The following is a 15,719-nucleotide window of genomic DNA, read 5'->3' on the forward strand; positions in this document are numbered from 1 at the left end:
CGGACGAACTCACCCTGAGCGCTTGAGTCCTTCGTTGATGCGGGTGCCCACGGAGCGCAGCGCCTGCCTCAGTTCTGCCGGTTCGATGTCCGTGATGTCGGCGTCGAAAGTCAGGAGCAGCCCGGCCAGCCCTGCCCATGACCACGCGCCGAGCGTGAGCCGGCAGCTGGAGTCGGTGTGGTGCTCGACCGTCGATCCGCCAGGGGCGAACCGGGCGACGACGGGCGCGGGCAGTGCCATGAGCACCGACCCGCGGCATGGCCATTCCGCCGGGGTGTCGCCGCGGTCGTACGTGCTCATGACGAATGCGACCGGATCGCCGTGCGGGACGTCGCGACGATCGAAGGTTCTCCCCGTGGGCATGCGTGGTTCGAGGCGGTCGACTCGCATCGCGCGCCATCGGTCCGCGTCCGGTTGGAACGCGACCAGGTACCACCGTGCCGCCCACACGACGAGGTCGTGCGGTTCCAGCGTGAGCGTCGTGGGTTCGTCCTCGCCCGTGTAGTCCACCCGAACGACGTGCTGTCGGTTGATCGCGCCACCGATGACGCGGATGATCTCGGCGTCGATGGGCGCTGCGGGGAACTCCCAGTAGTTGCGCGCCGCGGAGACGGTGAACGCTTCGGCGTGGACACGGCTGCGGGCGGGCATCGCCTGCCGCAGCGTGGCGAGGGCGCGGGCCGAGTGCTCGCGAATGCCGGAAAGGATCGTGGGGACGGTCTGGAGCGCGACGGCTGCCGCGACAGCCTGCTCCTCGTCGAAGACGACCGGCGGCAACCGGGTGGCGCGGCCGAGCCGGTAACCTCCGCCCGCCCCGCGCACGGCCTCGATCTCGTATCCGAGTTCCCTGAGCGTGTCGATGTCGCGTCGCACGGTCCGCACCGACGTCCCCAGCCTGGTGGCCAGTTCCTCGGCGGTCAGGGTCGCGCCGATCCCGAAGATCGACAGCAGCTTGAGCGTCCGCGCGGAGGTGGCGGCCATGGCTCATCCCCTCACCCAAAGCGGTCACTCGGTGGCAACTATAGCTGCCATGGTGGCCCGCATGACCGCTTCACAGACTCCTCAGGAGGACACGCGCGCACCCGCCGCTTCCTCGGCACCCATCTCCGGCGCGGGCGCGAGCGTGGCGCTCCTGGTGGTGCTCTTCGGTTCCTTCATGGACCTTCTCGACGCGACGATCGTGACCGTCGCGGCCCCGGCGATAGCCCAGGACCTCGGGGCCGGCCACGCTCAGATCCAGTGGATGATCGCCGCCTACGTACTCGCCCTGGGTGCGGCCCTGATCACCGGCGGACGGCTCGGTGACCAATACGGCCGCAAGCGCCTCTTCATGGCCGGGCTGGCCGGGTTCATGCTCACGTCCGCCCTCTGCGCGCTGGCCGCGGATCCGGGGATGCTCATCGGCATGCGAGCCGCGCAGGGGCTGACCGCGGGAATCATGGTCCCGCAGGTGTTCGGGATCATCCGGGCATCGTTCGCTCCGGGCGAGCGTGCCAAGGCGTTCGGCGCCTACGGGGCGGTGCAGGGGCTGGCGTCGGTCGCCGGTCCCCTGCTGGGCGGGTTGCTCGTCGAGGGCAACCTGTTCGATCTGGGATGGCGCACGATCTTCTGGATCAACGTTCCCGTCTCGATCCTGGCGCTGATCATCGGAGCGAGGGTTCTTCCGGAGTCCCGTTCCGCCTCAACCGCGCGCCTGGACCTCCTGGGCGCGCTGCTCGCGGCCTCGGGCATCCTGCTCCTGCTCCTGCCGGTCATCCAGACGGAGACCTGGGGATGGACCTGGGCCAGTTACGTCCTCCTCGCCGCCGGAACCATCGTGCTGGCGGTCTTCCTCGCCCATGAGCGTCGCCTCACCGGACGCGGGGACGAACCCGTCTTCGATCCGGCACTGCTCCGGATCCGCGCCTTCGCGATCGGCCTGTGCGCGTCCGTTCTCTTCTTCGGCGGCCTCGGGCCGTACTTCCTCACCCTGTCGGTCTATCTCCAGAACGGCACCGACCGCACCGCGTGGGAGACCGGCCTGGTGATCCTGCCTTACGCGCTCGGCTCGATCATCACCTCAGGCCTCGGTGTCGCTCTCGCTGCCAGGGCCGGGAGAGCGCTGCTCATCACCGGCTCGCTCACCATCGCGGCATCCCACCTCGTCCTGTGGGCGATCGTCAGGGACGGCAACGACCCCGGGTACTGGCACCTTGCCCTGGCACTTTTCGTCGGCGGCCTAGGACTCGGTCTTGCGGCCCCCATCCTCGTCAACGTGGTCCTCGCCGGTGTCCCCGGACGCAGTGCGGGCGCGGCGGGCGGCGTGCTCGCCACCGTCAACCAGATCGGCGGCGCCATCGGCATCGCCGTTCTCGGCACGGCCTTCTTCACCGCCGTCACCGGATCGGCGGCCGGCACACCGGGGCCGGCCGACCACGGCCACGCGCTCGGCATCGTCCTCGCCGTCTCCGCGGTCCTCTACTCCGTGGCGGCACTCGTGATGCTCGCGCTCCCGAAGACCGCCGCCGAGCACGTCGACCAGTGAACCCGTGCGGGGAAGAAGAACCGCACCGCGCAACTTGCCGCTTCAGCCTTTCGGACAAGCCGGTACCGCCGGCAAGCGGCGGTGGTCGTCGAGGGTCGACGGGGGGAGGTCGCCTCGCCCACGGGCTGCGCCGCGTACGACGAGACCGTGAGGCCCGAGTGGGCCAGGCGGATCTCAGGTCAGATCCGTGCCGTACAACCTGGCCGACGCGTCGACGTGGGCGAGGCGGCGCAGGGCGCTGAACACCGCCTCACCCAGGACGGTCCCGATCACCACGCCCTCCACCATGTCCTCGACCGCCACCTGCCGGTCCACGTACCTGAGGTCGGCGCGGGCGACCTGCTCGGCGGCGTCGGCGTAGGTGTCGAGCAGGTCGGCGAACGCTCCGTGGCCCAGCCGGGCGAGCGCGGCCAGGGCTTCGGACAGGTCGGCGGCGGCGGGGTTGGACTCGTGGGTCCGCCAGCCGCGCCGGGAGATGAGGTCGGCCACGGCGGCACGGGCGGACGCGGACTCGGTGTCCTCCTGCGGCGCGGACGCCCTGCCCATGCGGTCCGCGGCCGCGCCGAGCACCTTGTGCACCGGGCGCTCCGGGTCGTCGACGGCGGTCAGCACGTCCGCGATCTCGGCCACCTTCATCCCGCCCACGTCGAGCAGGGCCCGGATCAGCCGGAGCCGGCGTTCGTGCGTCTCGTCGTAGGTCGCCTGGTTACGGCTGGTCAGCTCGCCCGCGGGCAGCAGACCCTCACGGACGTAGTACTTGATCGTCGGCACCGGCACTCCGGTCCTCCGGCTCAACTCTCCGATGCGCAACGCAGGTTCACTCCTCGGCTTCCGCCCGCCACCGCTTCGGACCTTGCCGGTCCGGCACCCATGATAGATAGTGGAGCTATCGGATAGCGGATAGTGTCGCTATCCATCTAGGAACATGGGGGTGCATGGTGCTCTTACGTACTTCTTGGCATCGACCGCTGGTGCTGTTCTCGGCCGCCATGGCGGTGATGGCGGTCGTGTCCGCGGTGGGGCTCCTGGTCGACGACCGCGTCCTCGTGGGGGCGCCGATCTGGGCCAAGCCGTTCAAGTTCGCGGTGTCGTTCGTGGCGTACTGCCTCTCCCTCGCCTGGATGCTGTCGCTCCTTCCCAGCGGCCGGCGGGTGGGCTGGTGGGCGGGGACCGTCGTCGCGCTGGCGAGTCTCGTCGAGATGGTGATCATCACCGGGCAGGTCGTCCGCGGTAAGCGCAGCCACTTCAACCACGAGACACCGTTCGACGAGGCGCTGTTCAACGCGATGGCCGTCACGGTCGTCATCCTGTGGACCGGCACGCTCGTCGTGGCCGTGCTGCTGCTGCGGGCCCGGATCGCCGACCGTGCCTCCGCCTGGGCGATGCGTTCCGGAATCCTCCTGGCGCTCGCCGGTGCCGCCGTCGGCTTCCTGATGACGCAGCCCGCGCCGGGTCAGCGGCGTGGTGTGTCCAAGGTGGTCGGCGCGCACAGCGTGGGCGTACCGGACGGGGGTCCCTCGATGGCGCTGACCGGCTGGTCCACGACCGGCGGCGATCTGCGGATCCCTCACTTCGTCGGCATGCACGCGCTGCAACTCCTGCCGCTGCTGGTCATGGTGCTGACCGTCCTCACCCCGCGGTTCGCCCGCCTCGCCGACGACCGGGTCCGGCTGCGCCTCGTGCTGGTCGCCTCGGGGGCCTACGCCGCCGTCTTCGCCCTGGTCCTGTGGCAGGCGCTGCGCGGCCAGCCGTTGACCAGGCCGGACGGGCTGACCCTGGGAGCGGCCGGTCTGCTCCTGGCCGCCGTCACCGCCGGTGCCCGCACCGCCTTGCGGCCCGCGGCCCGCAGGCCCGCCAGGGAGCTCGCGGCATGACCGGATTCCTCTTCGAACTCTCCTTCCTGCTGGCCGCGCCCGTCTGGCTGCTCATGATCTTCGCTCCGGCATGGGGGCCGACCGCTCGTATCGCCGGGTCACCGCTGACCGTGGTGCCGGTGCTCGTCGTGTATCTCGCCCTCGCCGTGCCGGTGTTCCCCGAGCTGTGGAGCGCGGTCAGCAGTCCGGACCTGGACACCTTCCGCGAGCTGACGGCCCTCCCGGACGGGGCTGGAGCCGTCTGGGCGCAGGTCATCGCCTGGGACCTGCTCATCGGGCAGTGGATGTACCGGGAGGGCAGGCGGCTCGCGATTCCCGCACTGGTGATGGGGCCCCTGCTGGTCCTCACGATCCTGCTGTCGCCGTTCGGGCTGCTGGTGTTCCTGGCGGTGCGTGCCGCGAAGTCGCGGCGGTCGGCCGTACGTCCGTGAACGGCAGGGAGGTTCAGGCCCGCAGATAGGCCAGTACCGCCAGCACCCGGCGGTGATCGTCGGGGGCCGACGGGGGGAGGTCGAGTTTCTGGAGGATGCTCGCGATGTGCTTGGCGACGGCGGCGTCCGTGACGACCAGGCGGCGGGCGATCGCCGCATTGGAGCGGCCTTCGGCCATGAGGGCGAGGACCTCGTGTTCGCGGGGTGTGAGGCGGTCCAGGGGGTCGCGGCGGCGGGCCAGGAGCTGGCGTACGACCTCGGGGTCGACGACCGTCGCGCCGGCGGCGACGCGGGTGACGGCGTCGGCGAACTCCTCCACGTCGCCGATGCGTTCCTTGAGGAGGTAGCCCGTTCCGACGCTGCCGCGACGGTCGTCGAGCAGCTCGTCGGCGAAGGTCTGCTCGACGTACTGGCTGAGGACGAGGACCGCGAGGCCGGGCTGCTCGGCCTGGAGCAGACGGGCCGTCCGCAGGCCTTCGTCCGCCTGGCCGGGCGGCATGCGGACGTCCGTGATCACCAGGTCCGGCCGGTGTTCCCGGGCAGCGGCGAGCAGGGCGGGACCGTCGCCGACGGAGGCGAGGACCCGGTGGCCGAAGCGCTCCAGCAGATGAACGAGACCTTCACGCAGGAGGACGGCGTCCTCCGCGAGCACTATGCGCACGGGATCTCCGCTCGCAACAGGGTGGGCCCGCCGGGCGGGCTGGACAGGAGCATTCTGCCGTCGGCGGCGGCGATCCGGTCGGCCAGGCCGGTGAGGCCCGTGCCGCGGGCGGGGTCGGCGCCGCCCGACCCGTTGTCCTGGATGTCGAGGCGGAGCACGCCGTCACGGCAGCGGGCGGTGACCCGGCACCGGGCCGCACCGCTGTGCCGGGCGACGTTGGTGAGGGCCTCGGAGGTCACGTAGTACGCCGTCTGCTCGACGGTGGCCGGGAGGCGGACGGGGAGGTCGAGGTCGAGGTCCGTGGGGACCGGGCAGCGTCCGGCGATGTCCCGGGCGGCGGCGGGCAGTCCGCGTTCCGTCAGGATCTGCGGGTGGATGCCGCGGATCAGTTCGCGCAGCTCGGTGAGCGCCTCCTTGGCGAGGGCGTGGGCCTCGCCCACCTCCTTCGCCGCCGCACTGCCGGGCGGCAGGTCGAGGGCGGCGAGACCCAGTTTCATGGTGAGGGCGACCAGCCGTTGCTGGGCCCCGTCGTGCAGGTCGCGCTCGATGCGGCGCCGCTCCGCCTCGAAGGCGTCGACGAGGCGGGCCCGGGACCGTACGACCTCACGCAGCTCGCGGTCCTTCGGAAAGAGCACCGCGCGGGCCACGGCGCCACGGACACCCGCCCACGCGGCCACGGGGTACGCCGCCACCGGCAGCAGCAGTGCGCCCGCGACCGGACCGGCCACGGACTGCCAGGGGGTGGCCGTGGGCTGGAGGGGCGTCAGCAGGAGGAAGCCCGGTATGCCGAGCGAGACGAGGACCACGGCCAGGTCCATCCAGCCGACGGCCAGCACGGACACGGCGCCGTAGCCGACAGTGCGCGCCCTCTGGCGCGGTTCCGGCCGGTGGCCGTCATCCCGGTCGACGAGAGCGAGGCGCCGGCGTTCCAGGGGGCCGGCGAGGGCGACCGTGAAGACCACCACCGCAGTCGCGCAGAGCACCCTGGTCAACGTGCCGATCGGCGCGCTGAACAGCCCGCCCACACCGAGGTACACGCCGATCGCGAACAACCCGCCCGACAGCAGGTACACCAGCGCGCGCCACGGCCAGGCGGTGCGCAGAAACCCCAGTGGCCTACGGGCGACGGCCTCCAGGACGGTTCGAGGGGTGGTCACGCGGTCGACCGTAGTCGTGCCGGGCGACGCGAGCAGTAGTGCCAGGTGGAGTATCGGCTGTCGCCCCAGCGGCAATGTGCCGGGCCGTGCCGCCGTCGTTGTCTTGACGGCATGATGACCACCAACGTCCGTCCCCAGCGGGGAACTTCGAGTCAACCGCCCGTCCGGCTCCGGGACGTCACCAAGCACTACGGCGCCGGTGAACGCACCGTCACCGCTCTCGACCGCCTGACCCTGGACTTCGCGGCCGGGACGATGACCGCCGTCATGGGCCCCTCCGGATCCGGCAAGTCCACGCTGCTGCACTGCGCGGCCGGCATCGACCGGCCCAGCTCGGGCGAGGTGCTGATCGACGGTACGGACCTGGCCGGCCTGGACGAGAACGCACTGACCGTACTGCGCCGCGAACGCGTCGGATTCGTCTTCCAGGCCTTCAACCTGGTGTCGGCCCTGACCGCCGCGCAGAACGTCGAACTGCCCCTGCGGCTGGCTGGATCACGCCCGGCGGCGGCGGAGGTGCGGGCCGCCCTCGACGCGGTCGGGCTCGCGGACCGGCAGGGACACCGGCCGAGCGAACTGTCCGGTGGCCAGCAGCAGCGCGTGGCGATCGCCCGGGCGATCATCGCCCGGCCCGCCGTGCTGTTCGCCGACGAGCCGACCGGCGCGCTGGACAGCATGGCCTCGCGGGTCGTGCTGCGCCTGTTGCGGGACCTGGTGGACAGCCGTGGACAGACGGTGGTGATGGTGACGCACGACCCGGCAGCGGCGGCGTACGCGGACCGAGTGCTGCTGCTGGCCGACGGCCGGCTCGCGGACGAACTGCCGGGCGGAGAGGGCGCCGAGGCGATCGCGGCGCGCACGGCCGCGCTGGAGGTGCGGGCGTGATCAGCCTGGCGACGGCGAGGGAGCGCTGGACCTCCTTCCTGGGGTCGTTCGGGGCCGTGGCGCTGGGCGTCGCGGTCGTCACCATGAGCGCCCTGGTGCTGCTGTCGGACGGCACGGGCGTGCCACGGCGGCTGGCGGGGGCGCCGGTGCTGGTGCAGAGCCCGGCGGGGGAGCGGACCGGTGGGGTGTTCACGGAGAACCCGCCCTGGGCACCGGAGCGCGCGGAGGAGCTGCGGCGAGCACTCGCCCGGCTTCCGGGAGTGGACGCGGCGGTGGCCGACCGGTCCTTCTACGCCCAGGTGCCGGGCCGTGAGCAGCGCCGGGGAGAGAGGCAGGGCCACCCCTGGTCGACCGCGCGACTCAGCACCTACGGACTGAGCGCGGGCCGGGCGCCGACCGCGGCGGGCGAGATCGTTCTGGACGAGTCCCTGGGGTACGGGCCGGGCGAGCACGTCACGGTGCTGACGGCACGCGGGCCGCAGCGCCTCACGGTGTCCGGTACGACCGACGGCCCCGGCTACTACGTCACCGACCGGCGGGCCGCCGAACTGGCGGGCGGGACGCGGGCCATCGGGCTCGTCCTCCGTCCGGGAGCCGACCCCGCCCGGGTCGCGGAGGCCGCGCGGCACGCCGTCGGGGACGACGGCACGGTCCTGACCGGCGCCGCCCGTGACGCGCTCGCGCCGAAGCAGGACGAGATGACCCGCTGGATCGGCGGCCAGGTGCTCACCGCCATGGCGTTGCTCTCCGCGTTCGTCACCGTCTTCAACGTGTCCTCCACGTTCGCGTTCGCCGTCGCCCAGCGGCGCCGCGAGTTCGGCCTGCTGCGCACCCTCGGCGCCACACCGCGGCAGGTGCGGCGGCTGGTCTACGGGGAGGCCCTGCTCGTGGGCGTCATCGGCGCCGCGGCCGGGGCGGTCGCGGGGGTGGCTCTCGCACCGACGATGACCGGTCTGCTGATCGACGCGGGCTTCCAGCCGGCGGGTTTCGAGGTGAGCATCCGGTGGTGGGTGCCGGCCGCCGCCTGGACCCTGGGCGTGGCGACGGCCGTCGCCGGGGCGGGAGTTGCCTCGCGGCGGGCCTCCCGGGTGAAGCCGCTGGAGGTGATGCGGGAGGCTGTGGTGGACAGCCGGCCGATGACGCGCCGCCGATGGGCCACGGGACTGGTGACGACGGGTCTGGGCACGGCCTGCTCGGTGGGTACGGCTTTCGCGGGGGCCGACGGCATGGTGCTGACGGCCCTGGGCGCGGCCATGTGCCTGACGGCCGGACTGACCCTCCTCCTGCCCGCGTTGACCGGGCCCGTGATCGGGGCGCTGACCCGGCCGCTCGCCCGGCGGCCCGGGGCGACGGCCGTACTCGTGCGCGAGAACATGATCACCGCGGTGCGCCGCACGTCCGCCACGATCGCCCCGGTGCTGGCGACCGTCGCCTTCGCCGTGCTGATCACCAGCGCGGTGCAGACCACCCAGAGCGCCGACACCAGCCGGCAGGCCGCCGCCGTACGGGCCGAGAGCGCGGTGGTGCCCCGGGGCACGCCGGGCCTGTCGGACGCCGCGGTCGCCCGGGCCGAGGGCACGGCCCTGCTGTCGACGACCGTCTACGGCGGCGAGCGCCAAGTCGCCCTGGCGGCAGCCGGAGTGACACCCGGTTTTGAGCGGACGTACGGGGTGCGGGCACCGCGGGGGAACGCCGTCGTGGTCACCGGCGCCGTGGCCGCCGCGCACGGCTGGCGGGAGGGCCGTACCGTCACCCTCACCTTCGAGGACGGCCGTACCGGGCGGCTGCGGGTGGCCGGCGTGGTGGACGACTCGATGCCGTACCAGGTGCTCCTGCCTCGCGAAGTGGTGCGCGCCCACGACCCGTCGGCCCTCGCGGACGTCGTCTACCGCACCGGCACCGGTATCGGCACCGCGGCGCTGCCCGCCCGGCTCGGCGCACAGGAAGTCTCCGTGGCGGCCTACGCGGCCTCGGACGACGCCGAGGAAGACCGGCTGGTGCGGGTGTTCACCCTGATCCTCGTCACCATCACGGCGGGCTACACGATGATCGCAGTCGCCTCCACGGTGCTGACGGCCACGGCGGGCCGGGTGCGCGACCTGCGCGTCCTGCGACTGTCCGGTGCGACACCGCGCCAGGTGCTGCTGACGCTCGCGGCCGAGACGTGCTGCGTCGTCGCCCTGGGCGCCGGCCTGGGACTGGCGGTGGCCGCCCCGACCCTGTTCGGCGTCGCCCACGGGCTGCGCCGGGAACTGGGCCTGCCGGTCGATCTGTCGGTGGCCTGGCCCTGGGTCGCGGGCGTGGTGGCCGGCTGCCTGCTGCTCGCCACGACCGCCACCGTCCTCCCGGCCCGGGCCGCGCTGCGGCGGATGCGGCGGGTGTGACGGGCCGGCTCGTGGCGGCTCCTCGTCAGCTCACCGCGTGTCCGGGGTCCACGCCGCCACCAGGTCCAGGAGGCCGGGGAAGCGGGCGTCGAGGTCGGCGACGCGGACCTGGCTGCGGCGCTCCAGGCCGTACTGGCGCTGGCGCGTGATACCGGCCTCGCGCAGGGCCTTGAAGTGGTGGGTGAGGGAGGACTTGGGCCGGTCCAGGCCGAACCAGCCGCAGGAGTGGTCGAACGCCTCCGACTCCAGCAGCAGTTTGCGCACGATCGTCAGGCGCAGCGGGTCGCTCAGCGCTCCCAGCACCGTCTCCAGGCGTAGTTCCTCGACGGACGGCTCGGGCAGCGGTTCCGGCAGGTTCTCCGGCTCCGTCGCGGACACGGGCAGCTCCTTGTCACCAGTCCTAGTACGAGTTTTATCGTACTGCATGCTAGGTTCGAAAAAACTCGTACTGAGCCCTCGGGAGGGAACACCCATGCCGGACAGTCAGACCGTGTCCGCCGAGCCCGCGGCCCCCGCGGAGCCGGAACGGAAGGCGGCCCGTACGCCCACCTGGTGGGTGTGGCTGGCGGCGTGGCCGGTCACCGCCGTCTTCGTGCTGTCCAACGCGGCGACGCCGCTGTATGTGCTGTGGCAGCGCGACATCGGCTTCTCCAAGGGCACCCTGACCGTCGTCTTCGCGTGCTACATCGTCGGCCTGCTCGGCTCACTGCTCGTCTCGGGTGTCGTCTCCGACCGGCTGGGACGAGGGCCCGTACTGCTTCCCGCGCTCGCCCTCGCCCTCGCCGCTTGCGCGATCTTCGCGACGGCCACGACGGTGGCGGCGCTGATCGTCGCCCGGCTGTTCGCCGGGATCGCCGTCGGCGCCGTCGTCTCCGCGGGCATGGCCGCCGTCACGGAGGTGGCGGGACCGGAGCGCAAGCGGCTGGCCGCGCTGCTCGCGTCGAGCGCGATGGTCCTCGGGGCGGGCCTGGGCCCGCTGCTCGCCGGCCTGCTGTCCGAGACGCTGCCGGCGCCCACCGTGACCGTCTTCGCCGTCGAGGCGGTCCTGCTGGCCACGGCCGTCCTCGTGGTGCTGCGCATGCCCGTGGGCCGCCCCGCCTCACCCGGGAAGGGCGCCTGGGTGCGCGTGCCCGGCGTACCGCGCGGCAACGGCATTCATCTCGCCCTGGGCATCGCGGTGTTCGCCCCCGGCATCACCGCCACGTCCTTCGTGCTGTCGCTCGGCCCCACCCTGCTGACCGAACTGCTCGGTACCACCAGCAGGATCGTCTCCGGAGGCATGGCGTTCGTCATGTTCCTCGCGGCCACCGGCGTCCAGTTCGCCGTGCGGAAGCTGTCCCGGCGCACCATCCTGACCACCGGTGCCAGCAGCACCACGCTCAGCATGGCCGCGCTGATCGCCGCCGTGCACGCCTCGTCGGCCGCCCTGCTCGTGGCCTCCGCCCTGCTCGCCGGGGCCGGCCAGGGCATGGGCCAGCTCGGCGGCCTCTCGCTGCTCAACTCCACGGTCCCGGCGCAGCGGCTGGCCGAAGCCAACGCGGCGCTGAACGCGGGCGGTTACCTCCCCGCGGGTCTCCTGCCGGTGTCCACGGGCTATGTCATGGACGCGGTGGGACTGCCCACCGGGGCGACCGCGTTCGGCGCCGTCCTGGCGGGTCTGGCCGTCGTCGGCGGCGTCGTCGTCCGGGTGCGCCGCGGCTGACCTGCGGCGAGCGCGGCACATCGGGAGCCGTCTTCGCCGCGGTGCTGTTCGCGACAGTAAGCGGCGCCGGCAATAAATGCATTGCTCCGCCATTTTCCAGTCGTGATCATGTGCCGAATGCGATTCTTCCCCGCTACCGCGGACTCCACCGCCCTGGACCGTGCCGCCGCGTACCCGGCCGACGGTCCCATCACCGCCCTGACCGCTGGGAGGATCCGCGAGGAGCTCGGTGCCAACCAGTTCCGCCCGGAATGGGTCTGGCTTGCCGAGGACGAGAACGGGCGCGTCCTGGCCCGTGCGCTGTGGTGGGGCCGTGCCGACAGCGAGCGCCCCATAGCGCTCGATTGCCTCCAGGTCCGCTCCACCGTCACCGATCCGGTCGCCGTCGCCACCAGGCTCCTTGACGCCGGGCATGCCGCCTTCGGCGCGCGGCCGCTGTACAACCTCTCCCTCCCGGCGGACTGGAGCAGCCGACCGGAAATGTGCGAGGCGGTGGCCTGGCGTCGCGAGGCGTGCCTGCGCACAGGGCTGAGCCGGGAGATTCAGCGCCTGCGATACGAGTGGACTCCGGCGGCGGGACTGCCCGGGGCCGACGGTCGGCTGACGTTCCGGGAGGGCAGCGACGAGGAGTTCCTGGACGCCTTCGTCCGGGTGTCGGGCGACAGTCTCGACGAGGCCACTCGTGACGAGTTGCGCACCAAGAGCGCCAGGCAGCTGGCCGAAGAGGACATGCAGTTCTACCTCGACTGCCCGGGTGAGCGCTCCTGGTGGAGGCTCGCGGAGCTGCCCGACGGCACTCTCGCCGGCCTGGCCATCCCGTCGGCGACCCCGTACCACCGCAACGTCGGGTATCTCGGTGTCGTACCCGAGCAGCGCGGCAAGGGACTGGTCGACGAGATCCTCGCCGAGATCACCCGCTTCCACGCGACCGAACGAGCCGAGCGCATCACCGCGACCACGGACACCACGAACATCCCGATGGCCGCCGCCTTCGACCGCGCCAACTACGAGGTGACGGAGATCCGTATGGTTCTGGAGGCTCCGGGGGTCGCGTGAGGTGCCGACGGGAATGGCGTTCTACCGGGGTCGCGACCGACAGGTAGTGCGACGGCCCCTGAACTTCCGCGATCCTGCCCGATGTCGGGCAAGAACTTGGAAGTTACGCGCTTCTCCGGCCTAGAGTCCCCGCATGAACTCACTGCTCACTGGTGCGGAGGCCGTGGTCTTCGACTGCGACGGTCTCCTGGTCAACACCGAGGACTGCTGGACCGTGGCGGAGTCGGCGGTCTTCGCGGCACACGGCCGGCCGTTCGGCCCGGCGGAGAAGGCTCTCGTCCTCGGCCGGACCCTGGAGGACGCCGGGGAGGTCATGGCCGGCCACTTCGGGCGACCCGGAGCCGGTGCGGAGATCGCCGCCGACCTTCTGGCCAGGGTGCGCGAGGAGTTGAAGCGGAGTGCCGAGGCCCTGCCCGGGGTGGTGGACCTGGTACACGCCTGCCGGGCGAACGTGCCGGTGGCCGTCGCCAGCAACAGTCCGCGAGAACTCCTGGACCTGGCACTGGAGTCGGCCGGCCTCATCGACTGCTTCCCCTTGTCGTTCGCGGCCGACGAGGTGCGCTCCCCCAAGCCGGCCCCGGACCTCTACCTCACGGCGTGCGCGGCACTCGGCGTCGCGCCGCGGCGCTCCGTCGCCTTCGAGGACTCGGCCACGGGTGCCGCCGCGGCACGTGCCGCCGGGCTCCACGTGGCGGTCGTGCCGTCCCTTCCCGGAGGCGACATCGACCACGACTGGCTGGGCACCAGCCTGGCCGAACCGGAACTGCTGGACTGGGCCAGGGGGCTGGGCCGCGTCGGCGACCGTCCTCAGTGACTGACGAGGGGCTCACGACTGACACTGCCTCACGACTGGCTCACGAGCCTCTCGAAGAAGAACTCGTGCTTGAGGAACGACGTCGTGTGCTCCGCACCCGGATACGGCGGCACGAGCTGGGCCGCCTGGAAGAGCCGCCAGCCGTCGGCCAGGGCGGCGACCCCCGTCTCGTACGGGGGTTCGTCGCTGTCGCCGGTCGTCGGGTGGGTCGTGCCCGTGCCGTCGTAGCGGGCCCAGCCGATGACCTTCGAGTCGAGACCCGAGGAGTCCAGGTAGAGGACGAGGACCTGCTGGCGGGTGGTGGTCATGAGGTGCTCCTCTGGCGTGCGGCCGGCCGGTTGGTGATGCGGGTGGCCCAGTGGTCGATGTCGAAGCCGGGATCGGCGGTCAGGGAGCGCCACAGCATGATCCGGTTGTGGATCTCCAGGCGGGCGGTGGCCTGCTCGTACCAGGGGAACGTGCGCCGCAACTCCTCGCGCACGGCGGAGGAGTTCACGTCCTCCGTGTCCCACGTCCGCACCTGCGGCACGGTCGGGTTGAAACGGATCTTGTACATGTGGCGGACGGTGCCGCTGTCGTTGCGCCGCCCGCCGTGCCAGATGCCGTGGTGCAGCAGCATGACGGTGCCGGCCGGGCAGGTCAGCCGGGTCTGGCCGCGCAGGTTCTGGTAGCGGCCGGTGTCGGACTCGTTGGTGCGGCGCAGATGGCTGCCCGGGACGACGAGCGTGCCGCCCATGTCGGCGGTGACCTCCTGCGGGTAGTACATGAGCTGCACGTCGAACGCGTCGGTCCGTACGTCGATGAGGGCGTCGGCGTGCAGCGGCTGCGCACTGCCCTCGTGCGGGTGACGGGTGTGGACGAAGTGGTGGTCGACCTCCGGGTCCCGTCCCACCAGGCTCCGCAACGCGCCCGCCACGGAGGGGAGTTCGACCAGCCTGCGGGACAGGGAGCCCTCGGGGAAGGCCACGGGGACCGGAGAGCCGTACGGAACGGAGGGCAGCCCGGCCGCGAAGACGGCCGGCGCCTCCTCGTTCATCTCCGGCGGCACGACGCCGTCGAGGCGCAGGAAACCGTGGGCCACGAAGCGCGCCACCTGGGCGGAGGTGAGGAGCTGATCAGTGGTTGACATGGAACGACCGTAGAAGCGCCAAGCCTGCCAGTCGTGGGCTGTAGTCGACAACCACTGGTAATTTTCCACCATGCCGTCAACCGTGGAACTGTCCCTCGAGCTACCCCCCGACCTGGTGCACGCGGGCGTGGGCGTGCACGGCTCCGCCGGACCGCACGAGGTCTTCCGCCTCCCGCACCTGTGGCAGCTCCACCTCTACGGCTACTCCGGCACCCTGGAGTTCGGCGGCTCACGGCACCCGATCCGGCCCGGGCACCTGAGCCTCGTACCGCCCGGCGCCGAGGTGCACTTCCACTACGGAGCCGCGCGCTGCGAGCACCTCTACGCCCACTTCCGGCTGCCCGGCGACGGTGAGCGGCACCGCCTGCCGGTGATGCGGGACGCCGGTGCGGACGCGGCCGTGCTGAGCGGGCTGCTGCGGCAGACGATCACGGCGAGCGCGCAGTCCCCGGCGCGGGCCTCCGCGGAGCTGTGGACGGTGCTGTGGCGCACGACCGGCCTGACCGACGCCGCCGAGGGCCCCGCGGGGGCGCGGCACCCCGCGCTGCGGACGGCCATGGCGCACATCGAGGAGCATCTGGCCGACCCCCTGAGCGTCCCGGTGATCGCCCGCGCCGCCGGCGTGTCGCACACGCACCTGACCCGGCTGTTCCGCGAGGAAACCGGGCACACGGTCGTCGGCTATCTCCGGCACCGTCGTATGGAGCGCGCCCGCCATCTGCTGATCGCCTCGACCCTGGCGATCCCGGCGATCGCGGCGACGGTCGGCATCCCCGACCTGCAGGCGTTCAACAAGACGTGCCGCAAGGAACTCGGCGCCTCACCGCGCGCGGTACGGAACCGCCCGCCGGCACCCTGACCTGGGCCGGACAGCGCGACACCACCTGGCTGGCCTGCCTGCTCACCGCCGCCCTCGGCGGCACCGTCCCGGCCCGCCTCCGCCACGCCCGCGCCGCCTACCGGCGCCTCGGCCCCGGGAGCGACCGGGAGGGCTCACAGCGCCAGGACCCCTAAGGGACTGTTAGGACTCGGTTCACGCCATTGAGCGGTCCTGTTCCCGCCATCGACTCTGTGTGCTCCCGGGCCGCAGACAAGGGAGTTT

Annotated in this window: 17 protein-coding genes; 10 read left to right on the plus strand and 7 right to left on the minus strand. The window is 72.2% G+C overall.

Translation table 11 applies throughout. The features are described 5' to 3' along the window. Positions 1-9 precede the first annotated feature (9 nt). Positions 10-981 carry a helix-turn-helix transcriptional regulator gene (locus IE97_RS0126035; RefSeq protein WP_030245284.1) on the minus strand — a complete coding sequence of 324 codons (972 nt, stop codon included), beginning with the start codon at positions 979-981 and terminating at the stop codon, positions 10-12. On the opposite strand from IE97_RS0126035, the gene IE97_RS0126040 reads away from it, so the two are divergent. Then, complete coding sequence (locus tag IE97_RS0126040) at positions 980-2,524, plus strand: MFS transporter (protein WP_106975427.1); 1,545 nt, start codon at positions 980-982, stop codon at positions 2,522-2,524. The two genes, IE97_RS0126035 and IE97_RS0126040, sit on opposite strands and share 2 nt — an antisense overlap. A gap of 174 nt (positions 2,525-2,698) precedes the next feature. Here the strand turns inward: IE97_RS0126040 and IE97_RS0126045 are convergent, their stop codons facing one another. Continuing rightward, positions 2,699-3,334, minus strand: coding sequence for a MerR family transcriptional regulator (locus IE97_RS0126045; protein ID WP_037837058.1), 636 nt, complete (start codon positions 3,332-3,334; stop codon positions 2,699-2,701). 179 nt (positions 3,335-3,513) lie between these two features. Between IE97_RS0126045 and IE97_RS0126050 the strand changes: the two genes are divergently transcribed. After that, positions 3,514-4,398, plus strand: coding sequence for a hypothetical protein (locus IE97_RS0126050; protein ID WP_030245290.1), 885 nt, complete (start codon positions 3,514-3,516; stop codon positions 4,396-4,398). Further along, the gene (locus IE97_RS0126055) at positions 4,395-4,829 is read left to right on the plus strand and encodes an ABA4-like family protein (protein ID WP_030245293.1); all 435 of its coding nucleotides are present in this window, start codon (positions 4,395-4,397) and stop codon (positions 4,827-4,829) included. Before IE97_RS0126050 ends, IE97_RS0126055 begins: the two co-directional genes overlap by 4 nt. Positions 4,830-4,842: 13 nt before the next feature. Here IE97_RS0126055 and IE97_RS0126060 read toward each other — a convergent pair whose 3' ends face one another. Together IE97_RS0126060 and IE97_RS0126065 are read right to left on the minus strand one after the other, a co-directional pair. Further along, complete coding sequence (locus IE97_RS0126060) at positions 4,843-5,481, minus strand: response regulator (protein ID WP_030245295.1); 639 nt, start codon at positions 5,479-5,481, stop codon at positions 4,843-4,845. Further along, positions 5,481-6,647, minus strand: coding sequence for a sensor histidine kinase (locus IE97_RS0126065; RefSeq protein WP_030245297.1), 1,167 nt, complete (start codon positions 6,645-6,647; stop codon positions 5,481-5,483). The genes IE97_RS0126060 and IE97_RS0126065 overlap by 1 nt, the downstream gene beginning before the upstream one ends. A gap of 111 nt (positions 6,648-6,758) precedes the next feature. On the opposite strand from IE97_RS0126065, the gene IE97_RS0126070 reads away from it, so the two are divergent. Both IE97_RS0126070 and IE97_RS0126075 read left to right on the plus strand, forming a co-directional pair. Next, positions 6,759-7,532, plus strand: coding sequence for an ABC transporter ATP-binding protein (locus IE97_RS0126070; RefSeq protein WP_030245300.1), 774 nt, complete (start codon positions 6,759-6,761; stop codon positions 7,530-7,532). Continuing rightward, on the plus strand, positions 7,529-9,916 hold the full coding sequence (locus IE97_RS0126075) for an ABC transporter permease (protein ID WP_030245302.1): 2,388 nt from the start codon (positions 7,529-7,531) through the stop codon (positions 9,914-9,916). Before IE97_RS0126070 ends, IE97_RS0126075 begins: the two co-directional genes overlap by 4 nt. 30 nt (positions 9,917-9,946) lie before the next feature. Here the strand turns inward: IE97_RS0126075 and IE97_RS0126080 are convergent, their stop codons facing one another. Beyond that, positions 9,947-10,294, minus strand: coding sequence for an ArsR/SmtB family transcription factor (locus IE97_RS0126080; protein WP_037837047.1), 348 nt, complete (start codon positions 10,292-10,294; stop codon positions 9,947-9,949). Between the two features lie 94 nt (positions 10,295-10,388). Between IE97_RS0126080 and IE97_RS0126085 the strand changes: the two genes are divergently transcribed. The 3 genes from IE97_RS0126085 to IE97_RS0126095 all read left to right on the plus strand — a co-directional run bounded on the left by IE97_RS0126085 (position 10,389) and on the right by IE97_RS0126095 (position 13,488). Beyond that, entirely contained in the window at positions 10,389-11,618 is a 1,230-nt protein-coding gene (locus IE97_RS0126085) for an MFS transporter (RefSeq protein WP_030245309.1), read from the plus strand. A gap of 117 nt (positions 11,619-11,735) precedes the next feature. After that, the gene (locus IE97_RS0126090; protein WP_051705106.1) at positions 11,736-12,674 is read left to right on the plus strand and encodes a GNAT family N-acetyltransferase; all 939 of its coding nucleotides are present in this window, start codon (positions 11,736-11,738) and stop codon (positions 12,672-12,674) included. Positions 12,675-12,807: 133 nt separating this feature from the next. Next, positions 12,808-13,488 carry an HAD family hydrolase gene (locus tag IE97_RS0126095; protein WP_030245314.1) on the plus strand — a complete coding sequence of 227 codons (681 nt, stop codon included), beginning with the start codon at positions 12,808-12,810 and terminating at the stop codon, positions 13,486-13,488. Between the two features lie 29 nt (positions 13,489-13,517). Here the strand turns inward: IE97_RS0126095 and IE97_RS0126100 are convergent, their stop codons facing one another. Then, a complete protein-coding gene (locus IE97_RS0126100; RefSeq protein WP_030245316.1) occupies positions 13,518-13,796 on the minus strand; it encodes a hypothetical protein in 279 nt (92 codons plus the stop codon). After that, entirely contained in the window at positions 13,793-14,617 is an 825-nt protein-coding gene (locus tag IE97_RS0126105; protein WP_030245318.1) for a phytanoyl-CoA dioxygenase family protein, read from the minus strand. Before IE97_RS0126105 ends, IE97_RS0126100 begins: the two co-directional genes overlap by 4 nt. A 70-nt stretch (positions 14,618-14,687) precedes the next feature. Between IE97_RS0126105 and IE97_RS0126110 the strand changes: the two genes are divergently transcribed. Both IE97_RS0126110 and IE97_RS0126115 read left to right on the plus strand, forming a co-directional pair. Then, positions 14,688-15,476, plus strand: a complete 789-nt coding sequence (locus IE97_RS0126110) for an AraC family transcriptional regulator (protein ID WP_030245320.1) — start codon at positions 14,688-14,690, stop codon at positions 15,474-15,476. After that, on the plus strand, positions 15,416-15,631 hold the full coding sequence (locus IE97_RS0126115; RefSeq protein ID WP_051705107.1) for a hypothetical protein: 216 nt from the start codon (positions 15,416-15,418) through the stop codon (positions 15,629-15,631). The genes IE97_RS0126110 and IE97_RS0126115 overlap by 61 nt, the downstream gene beginning before the upstream one ends. Positions 15,632-15,719 lie beyond the last annotated feature (88 nt).

Origin of the sequence: Streptomyces sp. NRRL S-455 (assembly GCF_000717875.1) — a bacterium.
Taxonomy (GTDB): Bacteria; Actinomycetota; Actinomycetes; order Streptomycetales; family Streptomycetaceae; genus Streptomyces.